The sequence below is a fragment of the Mesorhizobium sp. M7A.F.Ca.CA.001.08.2.1 genome (assembly GCF_003998455.1).
GTDB classification, from domain to species: domain Bacteria; phylum Pseudomonadota; class Alphaproteobacteria; order Rhizobiales; family Rhizobiaceae; genus Mesorhizobium; species Mesorhizobium ciceri.
In genome coordinates, this window is record NZ_RZPW01000134.1 from 1 (window position 1) to 10,398 (window position 10,398).

Genomic DNA, 10,398 nt, shown 5'->3' on the forward strand with positions numbered 1-10,398 from the left:
GGTCGGGTCGAGCTCGCCGGGGCGCTGGGTGACGACGCCGAGATAGCAGCCATATTTGCGGCCTTCCTTGGCAATGCGCGACAGCGCATGCCTAGTCGGCGCGAATCCGAGACGCGGGTCGGCCGGCATATAGCGGTGCGCCTCTTCGCACAAAAACAGAAGCTGCAGCTTGCCTTCGCTCCACAGAGCGAGATCGAAGGCCAGGCGCGCCAGCACCGAACAGACGGAATTGACCACTTCGGACGGCATGCCGGCCATCTCGAAGCAGGTCACGGGACGGCCATGATGCGGCACGCGGAAGATGTTGCCGATCGTCTCGTGGATGGTGTCCTCGATCAGGCGCGAGTTGAACATGAAGCGATAACGTGGATCGGCCGCCGCCGATTCGATGCGCGTCTTCAGCGATTTGAGCGTCGGGCGATCGGTCTTGCTTTCGAGCATGCCCATGCGCTCATCGATCTGCTTGAGCAGGTCGGCGATGCGGTAAGGCACTGGCGTATCGGCGGTCAGCGCATCGCTGCCGCGCCTGGTATAGGAGCCCGAATTCGGGTTGCGGTAGAGATTCTTGGCGGCCGGGATCAGGTCGCGCAAGGCATCGATTTCTTCCGGCTCGGTCTCGCGGCCCCGGAACAGCACCTCGGCGAATTCCTCCAGCGTGAACATCCAGAACGGAAGATCCAAAGTTTTGGAATCGACCCTGACGCAGTATTCGGGCAGCGATGCCGCGAACTCGTTGTGCGGGTCGAGGATCAGGATGCGCAGATCCGGCCGTGCCGCGATCGACTTGCGCAGCAGCAGCGAAACGGCGGTGGATTTGCCGACGCCGGTCGTGCCGACAATGGCGAAGTGACGCGCCAGCGTATCGTCGATAGCGATGTTGGCGGCGATCGTCTCGTCCTGCGCGAGCGTGCCGATCGTGATCGAATGACGCCCGGCAAGGTCATAGACCGCCTGCAGGTCGCGGGTGCGGATGCGATGCGCAACGGCGCCGATATGCGGATAGGTGGTGATGCCGCGGTCGAAGACCGGTCTGGCGCCGGGCTCCGCACCGTCACGGACTTCGCCGATCAGCTCGATGCTGACCTCGATGGCGTTCTGGCCCTCATTGCTCCAGGCGCGGTCCGACTTGCCGATCGCGTAGACAAGGCCGACGGTTCGCGTCGATCCGAGATTGATGGAAATCATCTTGCCGACCGTCCACAGGCCGGTCACCGCGCCGTCGGCATCGTCCGCATAGGCGCTGATGGTGGCGCGAGCGCCGTCGCATTGCACGACATTGCCGAGGATGCGCTTGTCGTTCTGCTCGGTCTGGCGGCGCTCCTGCGAGGTCGGTTCCCCCACGGAGGCTTCGCGTTCGACATACATGGACAGGCCAATCCCCATTTCCCTGGAGAATCGATCCTACCCGAATGGGGTTAAGGCCCGATGAGGTCGGATGGTGTAGAGAGCATTAAGGGGCCTGTGAAAATTGTCGCAAGGCGGCTCTTCTCCGGCGTCAATATTTCGCTATAATAGACATATGGATTATATAGCGAACGAAATTTCCTCGACGATAGGCCGCAGGATACACGCCGAAAGGGTCATGCGTGACTGGTCCCTGGCAGATCTCGCGGAGCATTCCGGCGTCTCGAAGGCGATGCTCAGCACGATCGAGCGAGGCAAGACCAGCCCGACGGCGGCGCTTCTGGTGCGCATCGCGTCGGCCTTCGGCATGACGCTGTCGACCTTGATCGCGCGCGCCGAGCTGCAGGGCGGCGGGCTGCTGCGCGAGGCCGACCAGCCGGTATGGCGCGATCCCGATACCGGCTATGTCAGGCGGCATCTTTCGCCGGCTGGCGATATGCCGCTGGAACTGATCAAGGTGCATCTGCCGGCGGGCGCCAGGGTCAGTTTTCCGGCTGCTTCATACGCCTTCATCAAGCAGCAGATATGGCTGATTTCCGGGCGGCTCGAATTCATCGAAGGCGATATGGCGCACAAGCTCGAGCCCGGCGACTGCCTGGCGCTTGGGGCGCCGTCGGACTGCACCTTCCATGCCCTGGAGCCCGGCGCCGACTATCTGGTCGCCCTGGTCAGAGGCTGACACAATGGCAAAGAGACCAAAGCGCTCCCACAATGGGGGGCCGCCTCTCGATGAGTACAAGGGCCCGCCATGGGGCACGGGCGATCCCTATATCTTCCTGGCCTGGCAGGCAGCGCACGCCAAGGCGTGGAAGGCGCCGAGCCACGAGGTCATGCTGTTGCGCATGGACAGAGCCGAGCGGCTTGGCCTGACCTACGAGGAGTACACGCTCGAGATTCTCGAGCGCGGGCGGCACCTCGGGCACGAAGATGCCGACCGCATCAGCGCCATCAAGGCGGCGCGAAAGCGTCGCCGCGCGCGCCATCTGGAGTGACGGCAATGCGCCCGCTTCTATCGCAATCACAGGATATCCCGCACATGAACTCGATCGAGATCGCAACCCTGACCCCGGCTGCCGAGACGCAGGACGGGCTGGCTGAATTGCTGGTCGCAACGGTGGCGGCAGGCGGTTCGGTCAGCTTCATGCATCCGTTGGCGCCGCAGGCGGCGAGGGGTTTCTGGGAGAAATCGCTGGCCGCGGCGGCAAGGGGCGAAAGAGCGATGCTTGGCGCCTGGGACGGCAAAAACCTGGTCGGCACCGTGACCTTGCTGCTCGACTGTCCGCCCAACCAGCCGCACCGGGCCGAGATCGCCAAGCTGATGACACGCACAGACTACCGGGGCAGGGGCGTGGGAACGCGCCTGATGCGGGCCGCCGAGAGCCTTGCGGTGGAGAAGGGCCGCACGCTGCTGATTCTGGACACGGCAACCGAGGAGGGCGCCTCAGGCCTCTATGAGCGGTTGGGCTTCACGCTGGCCGGTGAGATACCGGACTATGCCCTGAAGCCGCATGGCGGGCTGACCGGCACGCTGATCTACTGGAAGCGAATCGGGCAAATCTCGTAACCAATCATGCCGGCGCGGAGAGGCGCGACAGCAACCACTGGCGGAAATCCTGCTCGGCGCCGGTCAGGCGCGCTGTCGACGCCTTGGTCAGAAAATGGCCCGATGTGCTGGAGAGTTCGAAGTCGGAAAGCCTGACCAGCGTCTTGCTGTCGAGCGCCGCATCGACCAGCGGCCGCGAGCCCAAAAGCACGCCGGCGCCGGCCTTGGCCGCTTCCATGGCGGCAACGAAGCTGTCGAAGCGGTGCGATCGCCTGGGATGGCCGGCCAGCCTGGCGGCAGCGAACCATTCCGCCCACATCTCGCGCGCGCCGGCAACCAGAAGCAGCGGCAAGGAGGTCCAGTCTGCGTCGCCGACCAGACCCGGAGCCGCCACCGGCACAAGCCGCTCGGCGGTCAGCCTGTCGGCTTCGCGGCCGGGGAAGGATCCGTTGCCGAAACGGATATCGAGCACCGAGCCCGGCAGGTCGTAATCGGTAGGGCGATGGATCGTCACCAGGTCGAGCTGGATGCGCGGCAGTGCCTTCGCGAGATCGGGCAGCGCCGGAACCAGCATCAGCAAGGCAAAGGAAATCGGCGCCCGGATGGTCACGGTCTGGACGGCGCGCGGCTCGAACAGTTCCGCGGTGCTGTTGCCGATGGTGGCGAAGGCCGACTGGATGTGGGGGAGGTAGGCTGCCCCCTCCGGCGACAGGGCGACGCCGCGCGCCAGCCGCGAAAACAAACGTGTCTTCAGCCGCTCCTCGAGAAACCGGATGTGCTGGCTGACGGCCGCCTGGGTGAGGCCAAGCTCGGCTGCCGCAGCGGTGAAATTCGACAGCCGCGCCGCAGCCTCGAAACTGCGCAGCCAGTCGAGCGGCGGCAGGGGTGTGGTTCGAGACATTAGTATATCGTGGTCATTGGCCAAAAAAGGATAATTTGAATTATGCCTCTCGCGCGATCAACATGCAATCGAAACCCTGCGGGTCAGCTGCGGGGGACGCAATGGACAGGAACGGATCTCCATGCTCACCCAGGCGCTGATCGGCGACGAAGGCAGAACAATCGAACTTGGCTGGAAGGACGGGTCGCGCACCCGCTTTCACGCCATGTGGCTGCGCGACAATGCGCTGGACGACAAGACGCGCAGCGCCGGCAATGGCCAACGGCTGATCACCATTCTCGACATTCCCGCCGACACCAGGATCGGCGCGGCATCGGTCAAGGGCGGTGCCCTGGAAGTCAGCTTCGTGCCGGAGCAGAAAACAGTGAGTTTCCCGGCGGCATGGCTGAGCGCCAATGCCTATGATCGTGACGCGGCCCGCCAGCCCGGCTGGACAGACGAGGCCACCGTGCGATGGACCAAGGCCTCGATGCAGAATTCGGTGCCGCGCGCCGGCTATGCTGCGGCCAGCCATGATCGCGCTGTGCTGGGGCAATGGCTGTCGGCGGTGAAAGCCTATGGCTTTGCGGTGATGGACGATCTGCCGGCCGAATCCGGAGCGCTGTGCAAGGTGTCCGATCTGTTCGGCTATATCAGGGAGACCAATTACGGGCGCTGGTTCGAAGTGCGCGCCGAGGTCAATCCGAGCAATCTCGCCTACACCAATCTCGGGCTCCAGGCGCATACCGACAATCCCTATCGCGACCCCGTGCCGACGCTGCAGATCCTGTCCTGCATCGAGAATACGGTTGAGGGAGGCGAATCCAGCGTCGTCGACGGATTTGCCGTCGCGGCTGCGCTGCAGGCTGAGAACCCGGAAGGCTTCCGGCTGCTGAGCTCATGCCCGGCGCGCTTCGAATATGCCGGCTCTTCCGGTGTGCGGCTGCAGGCGAAGCGGCCGATGATCGAGCTCGGGCCCGATGGCGAGCTGATCTGCATCCGCTTCAACAACCGCTCGCTGGCGCCGACGGTCGACGTGCCCTTCGCCGATATGGAGGCGTACTACGCGGCCTACCGCCGGTTCGCCGAACTGATCGAGGATCCATCCTTCGAAGTGACGTTCAAGCTCGAAGCGGGGCAGGCTTTCATCGTCGACAACACGCGCGTCATGCACGCCCGCAAGGCGTTTTCCGGAACCGGCAAGCGCTGGCTGCAGGGCTGTTACGCCGACAAGGATGGCCTGCTGTCGACGCTCGCGTCGATAGAACACGGGTTCAAGGAGGCGGCGGAATGAGCAGCCAGGATTTGAACGCGGACAATATCGTCGAATTCATTGCCGACATCTTCGAGCGCCGGGGTGCGGAATCCTACCTCGGCGAACCCGTCACCATGTCGGAGCACATGCTGCAGGGCGCCTGGTTCGCCGAAAAGGACGGCGCGCCGGACGAGCTGGTGGCGGCGGCGCTGCTGCACGACATTGGCCATTACACCAGCGAGTTCGGCACCTATTCGCCCGAGGATGTCGAGGACAAGCATCATGACGAAGCCGGCGGCGAAGTGCTGGCGCCGTTCTTTCCACCTGTCATCGTCGAATGCGTCAGGCTGCATGTCGCCGCCAAGCGCTATCTCTGCGCCACCGATCCGACTTATTTCGGCAAGCTGTCGCAGGCCTCGGTGCATACGCTGTCGCTGCAGGGTGGGCCGATGAATGCCGAGGAGGTGGCCGAGTTCCGCAAGAACCCGTTCCATGAGGAAGCGGTCCGGGTCCGCATCTGGGACGAGAGCGGCAAGATTGCCAACATGAAGACGCGGACGTTTCGCGATTACGTGCCGCTGTTGCAGCGGGTGGTGACGCAGTTCGCGGCGGGTAAGCCGGCGTAATTCCCTCAAAGAAAGGAGGCAGGGTGCAAGCCCTGCCTTCTTTCTTCCGGCTTCGCCGGAATCGCGCTCGCCTACCCCTTGTGATGCACCTGCTGCAGCCCGTAGACCGGCGTCGCCAAGCCGGCCTGCCTGGCCTTCAGCTGCAGCGCCAGGAATTGTGAATAGTGGCGTGACTGGTGCAGGTTGCCGCCGTGAAACCACAGCGCTTCCTGCTGTGTAGGCTTCCACATGTTGCGCAACTCGCCTTCCCAGGGACCGGGATCCTTGGTGGTGTTCGAGCCGAGGCCCCAGCATTTGCCGACCTTGTCGGCGGTTTCGCGCGATATCAGATCGGCGGCCCAGCCGTTCATCGAGCCGTAGCCGGTGGCGTAGACGATGAGGTCCGCAGGCAGTTCCGACCCGTCGCTGAGCAGGACCGAGTGCTGCTTGATCTCTTCGACGTCGACGCCGCTCTTCAGCTTGATCGAACCATCGATGACCAACTGCGATGCGCCAACATCGATGTAATAGCCAGAGCCGCGCCTGAGGTACTTCATGAACAGGCCGGACTCGTCGTCGCCCCAGTCGAGCATGAAACCGGCCTTTTCCAGTCCCTTGTAGAATGCCGCATCGCGTTTCTTCATCTCGGCATAGGCCGGGATCTGGAACTCGTGCAGGATCTTGTAGGGCAGCGAAGCGAAGATGAGATCGGCCTTGGCGGTGGTGATGCCATTCTGCAGCGCCTGCTCCGAATAGAGCGAACCCAGTCCGATTTCCATCAACGTGTCGGACCTGGAGATATGGGTACTCGAGCGCTGCACCATGGTCACGTCGGCGCCGGCTTCCCAAAGTGCGGCAGCGATGTCATGGGCGGAATTGTTGGATCCGATGACAACGGCCTTTTTGCCGGCATAGGCGTCGGGACCCGGATGCTTCGACGAGTGGTGCTGATCGCCCCTGAAGGTCTCCATGCCCTTGAATTTCGGCAGATTGGCTTTGCCGGACTGTCCGGTCGCCAGCACCAGCTGCTTCGGCTTCAGCGTGATGTCCTTGCCGTCACGGTGGACGACAACGGTCCATTCCTTCGTCTTGTCGTCATAAGAGGCGCTTTTGGCCTCGGTCGAGGACCAGTAATTCAGCTCCATTACCTTGGTGTACATTTCCAGCCAGTCGCCGATCTTGTCCTTGGGCGAGAAGACCGGCCAGTTCTTGGGGAAATCGATATAGGGCAGATGGTCGTACCAGACCGGGTCATGCAGGCAGAGCGACTTGTAGCGCTTGCGCCAGCTGTCGCCGGCACGCTCGTTCTTCTCGATGATGATGGTCGGCACGCCAAGCTGCCGCAGCCGCGCGCCGAGCGCGATACCGCCCTGGCCGCCACCGATGATCACCGTATAGGGCTGCGTCTTGAAGCCGAGCTCGGCGGCTTCCCTCTCGCGCTCTTCCTTCCATGTCGGACGGTTCTTGCCCGAGCCGTGCCTGGCGCCCATCGGCCGCGCGAAGCCTGCCGGCTCCTCATGGCCTTTCAGTTCGGCCATGGTGGTCAGCAGCGTCCAGATCTTGCCGTTCTTCAGCCTGACATGGCCGAAGCCGCGTGCCGCCTCCGTCTCGAAGCTGATCCAGCCCTCGATCAGTTCGCCGCTCTCGGTCGCATCCTCGCCCTTGGCGATGGCGAAGTGCGATGGCCTGGTGTTCGACAACTGGCTTTTCAGCATGTCGCGGACCTGGTCGCGGCCTTCCATGGTCTTGATGTTCCAGGTGAAGGTAACGAGGTCGCGCCAGTAGCAATCTTCTTGAAAGCAATCGACCGCCTTCTCGATGTCATTGGCAGCAAGCGCGGCGCCGAACTGGTCGAGTACGTCAGACAGTTTCTTGCTAGAGGGCTTGTCGAGCATCAGGTTTCCTCCCGTGAAATCCAGATCGTCATGGTGATGGCTCCGACGGGCTTGCCGCCGGACGATCAAGTATCGTCAGAGATGGCGGCCCTCGTCACGCCCCACCATAGTTTCCAGCGGTTTCAATGGTTTATTCGCAAAATGGGATCACCCGGCGGTTTCGCAATCGCCCGGGCGCCGGAAACGACCGTCCCATTTGTGAATGCCGCGCCGGTCGCGCAAAGTTGATGGTCAAATGCCGCAATGCGGTCACCGGGGCCGATGACAACCGATCGGTGAGAAGCCGGGAAGCGGTGGCGGGCAGCAGGGCGGTTCCCGGGATTTTCTGGATGCGGAACTCTGGAGCCCGTTATGATTATCATATCCTTTTTCCAAGCGTCTTCACGCCACTCTCTCGGCCGGCGTGGACGTGCTGCAGCAATGGCCGCGGTCATGGCCTTGAGCGCGACGCTGACCGGCCCGCTGGTGCTGCCCGGAACACAGGCGCATGCGGCGGAAATTTCCGTCACCGTCCGCGAAAGGCTTTCGAACTATGGCGGATGGCGAACCTCCAGCCGCTTCGGCGATGTCTGGGTTCCCTCGGTGCGTACCCAATGGCGGCCCTACACCGAAGGCAGGTGGGTCTGGACCGACGATGGCTGGTACTGGCAGTCCACCGAGCCATTCGGCGATGTCGTCTATCACTATGGCCGCTGGGCGTATGATCCCGATTTCGGCTGGGTGTGGATCGCCGGCGATCAATGGGCGCCAGCCTGGGTGGTCTGGCGTCAGGGCGGCAATGATGTCGGCTGGGCTCCGGCGCCGCCCGACGTCGGTGTCGCCTTCGACGACGCCTGGTGGTGTTTCGTGCCGGTGGCGGCGATCGGCGCAGTGGATCTGGTCAGGGTGGTGCGGCCGGTTCAGGAGAACGTCGTCATCGTGCGCAACACGACATTCATCAACCAGACGGTCGTGGTCAACAATGGGCCACGCGTGCGGCTTGGCAACCAGGTGGTTGCAATCAATGCCGGACCCCGGCTGCAGCAACTCCCGAAGCCAGTCATCGACTCGATCAAGGCGGCAAGACTGGTTCCTCCGCCCAAAGGCGTGTTTGCCAGTGCACGTCTCGATGCTTCCAGGGGCGCCGAGATCAAGAGGCTTGCCGGCAATGCACTGCCTGCCACCAAGGCGGCCAATGGGAACGGGCAAATCGTGGCGGGCCATGGCCCCAAGATTGCGAGCGGCGACAAGGCCACGTCTCCGAGCGCTGTGACAGCGAGCAATCCAGCCGTCGCGAAGCCTGGCAACACCGTGCGCAAGCGGATGGCCGCCGGCAACGGCGCGAAGGCCGATGCGCTCAAGCTGCATGCCGACAGGACCGCGGGCGATGGACGTATCGTTGTCAAATCGTTGGCCAAACCGGGGTCGGCCAAGCCGGTCTCGGGGCAGCGTCCTGCACGCGGTGCCGGGCAACAAAAGCCGCATCAGCAGGCGTTGGCAATGCACATGCCCCAGCACCATGGCCCGGCAAGGGTGGCACCTCACCATCCGCCAGCGAAGATGCAGGCGAGGAAGGTGTCCAACTGCGATCCGCGCGTTTCCCGCTGCAAGGCGCCGCGCTGATCGCCTCAATCGCGCCGGCACGCTGTGCGCGCCGGCGCGATTTTTCCCGTTGACAGGTCGCCTTGCCCGCCCTTAGTGTCCGCCACCATGAAAACAGCACTCATTCTCGTAGGAAAGCGCGTGGGCAAGGCGGTGTAACCGCCGGGCGAAAACCCCCCATGCGCAAGACACAGGCTCCCTCGGGGGCCTTTTTTATTGCTTGAAACACGACTAAACGACCAGCAAACGCCCAATGGCGACAGTACGGGACCAGACCGATGAGCAACGGACAGAACGAGCGGCGCGAGATGACGGGCGCCGAAATGGTGGTGCAGGCGCTGAAGGACAATGGCGTCAAGCATGTCTTCGGCTATCCCGGCGGCGCTGTCCTTCCGATCTATGACGAGATTTTTCAGCAAGACGAGGTCGAGCACATACTGGTGCGCCATGAGCAGGGCGCCGGCCATGCGGCGGAAGGCTATGCGCGTTCGACCGGTAAGGCCGGCGTGATGCTGGTGACCTCCGGCCCGGGCGCCACCAATGCGGTGACGCCGCTGCAGGACGCGTTGATGGATTCGATCCCGCTGGTCTGCCTGACCGGGCAGGTGCCGACCTCGCTGATCGGCTCGGACGCTTTTCAGGAATGCGATACGGTCGGCATCACGCGCCCCTGCACCAAGCACAACTGGCTGGTGAAGGACGTCAACGAGCTCGCCGCCACCATCCACGAGGCCTTTCATGTCGCGACCACCGGCCGTCCCGGTCCGGTCGTCGTCGACATCCCGAAGGATGTGCAGTTCGCCAAGGGATTCTATGTCCCGCCGCAGATCGCGCCACGCACCAGCTACCAGCCAAAGGTCCAGGGCGACCTGGAGAAGATCAAGGCGGCGGTCGAGTTGATGGCGGGCGCCAAGAAGCCGATCATCTACAGCGGCGGCGGCGTCATCAATTCCGGCCCGGAAGCGAGCCATCTGCTGCGCGAACTGGTCGATCTCACCGGTTTCCCGATCACCTCGACGCTGATGGGCCTCGGCGCCTATCCGGCATCAGGCAAGAACTGGATGGGCATGCTCGGCATGCACGGCACCTATGAAGCCAACATGGCCATGCATGATTGCGACGTGATGATCTGCATCGGCGCGCGCTTCGACGACCGCATCACCGGTCGGCTGACCGCCTTCTCGCCGAACTCGAAGAAGATCCACATCGACATCGATCCGTCGTCGATCAACAAG

The 10,398-nt window shown here is 63.3% G+C and carries 10 protein-coding genes; 7 read left to right on the forward strand and 3 right to left on the reverse strand.

Annotation, left to right across the window (positions count from 1 at the left end; translation table 11 throughout):
• Positions 1-1,365: ATP-binding protein (locus EN914_RS10850; RefSeq protein ID WP_127389076.1), on the reverse strand; the 1,365-nt coding region annotated here is incomplete at its 3' end.
• 154 nt (positions 1,366-1,519) lie between these two features.
• On the opposite strand from EN914_RS10850, the gene EN914_RS10855 reads away from it, so the two are divergent.
• Genes EN914_RS10855 through EN914_RS10865 form a run of 3 tightly spaced genes read left to right on the forward strand, consistent with a single transcriptional unit; the run spans position 1,520 to position 2,968 of the window.
• Positions 1,520-2,083, forward strand: coding sequence for an XRE family transcriptional regulator (locus EN914_RS10855; RefSeq protein ID WP_024501407.1), 564 nt, complete (start codon positions 1,520-1,522; stop codon positions 2,081-2,083).
• A gap of 4 nt (positions 2,084-2,087) precedes the next feature.
• Positions 2,088-2,396 carry a hypothetical protein gene (locus tag EN914_RS10860; protein ID WP_013531040.1) on the forward strand — a complete coding sequence of 103 codons (309 nt, stop codon included), beginning with the start codon at positions 2,088-2,090 and terminating at the stop codon, positions 2,394-2,396.
• 44 nt (positions 2,397-2,440) lie between these two features.
• Positions 2,441-2,968, forward strand: a complete 528-nt coding sequence (locus EN914_RS10865; RefSeq protein WP_024501406.1) for a GNAT family N-acetyltransferase — start codon at positions 2,441-2,443, stop codon at positions 2,966-2,968.
• Between the two features lie 4 nt (positions 2,969-2,972).
• On the opposite strand, the gene EN914_RS10870 is transcribed toward EN914_RS10865, so the two are convergent.
• On the reverse strand, positions 2,973-3,848 hold the full coding sequence (locus EN914_RS10870; RefSeq protein WP_024501405.1) for a LysR family transcriptional regulator: 876 nt from the start codon (positions 3,846-3,848) through the stop codon (positions 2,973-2,975).
• A 121-nt stretch (positions 3,849-3,969) separates the two neighbouring features.
• Here EN914_RS10870 and EN914_RS10875 point away from each other — a divergent pair, with 121 nt between their 5' ends.
• A complete protein-coding gene (locus EN914_RS10875; RefSeq protein ID WP_024501404.1) occupies positions 3,970-5,121 on the forward strand; it encodes a gamma-butyrobetaine dioxygenase in 1,152 nt (383 codons plus the stop codon).
• Complete coding sequence (locus tag EN914_RS10880) at positions 5,118-5,708, forward strand: HD domain-containing protein (RefSeq protein ID WP_013531044.1); 591 nt, start codon at positions 5,118-5,120, stop codon at positions 5,706-5,708. The genes EN914_RS10875 and EN914_RS10880 overlap by 4 nt, the downstream gene beginning before the upstream one ends.
• Positions 5,709-5,779: 71 nt before the next feature.
• On the opposite strand, the gene EN914_RS10885 is transcribed toward EN914_RS10880, so the two are convergent.
• Positions 5,780-7,582, reverse strand: coding sequence for an NAD(P)/FAD-dependent oxidoreductase (locus EN914_RS10885; protein WP_024501403.1), 1,803 nt, complete (start codon positions 7,580-7,582; stop codon positions 5,780-5,782).
• Positions 7,583-8,014: 432 nt separating this feature from the next.
• Here EN914_RS10885 and EN914_RS10890 point away from each other — a divergent pair, with 432 nt between their 5' ends.
• Positions 8,015-9,184, forward strand: coding sequence for a DUF6600 domain-containing protein (locus EN914_RS10890; protein ID WP_245497810.1), 1,170 nt, complete (start codon positions 8,015-8,017; stop codon positions 9,182-9,184).
• Positions 9,185-9,441: 257 nt separating this feature from the next.
• The coding region (locus EN914_RS10895; protein ID WP_245497811.1) for a thiamine pyrophosphate-binding protein at positions 9,442-10,398 on the forward strand (957 nt) is incomplete at its 3' end.

Excerpts from the sequence above, each read along its gene's own strand:
- EN914_RS10855 (WP_024501407.1), top strand. The coding sequence starts at position 1,520 with ATGGATTATATAGCGAACGAAATTTCCTCGACGATAGGCCGCAGGATA.
- EN914_RS10860 (WP_013531040.1), top strand. The coding sequence starts at position 2,088 with ATGGCAAAGAGACCAAAGCGCTCCCACAATGGGGGGCCGCCTCTCGAT.
- EN914_RS10865 (WP_024501406.1), top strand. The coding sequence starts at position 2,441 with ATGAACTCGATCGAGATCGCAACCCTGACCCCGGCTGCCGAGACGCAG.
- EN914_RS10870 (WP_024501405.1), bottom strand. The coding sequence starts at position 3,848 with ATGTCTCGAACCACACCCCTGCCGCCGCTCGACTGGCTGCGCAGTTTC.
- EN914_RS10875 (WP_024501404.1), top strand. The coding sequence starts at position 3,970 with ATGCTCACCCAGGCGCTGATCGGCGACGAAGGCAGAACAATCGAACTT.
- EN914_RS10880 (WP_013531044.1), top strand. The coding sequence starts at position 5,118 with ATGAGCAGCCAGGATTTGAACGCGGACAATATCGTCGAATTCATTGCC.
- EN914_RS10885 (WP_024501403.1), bottom strand. The coding sequence starts at position 7,582 with ATGCTCGACAAGCCCTCTAGCAAGAAACTGTCTGACGTACTCGACCAG.
- EN914_RS10890 (WP_245497810.1), top strand. The coding sequence starts at position 8,015 with ATGGCCTTGAGCGCGACGCTGACCGGCCCGCTGGTGCTGCCCGGAACA.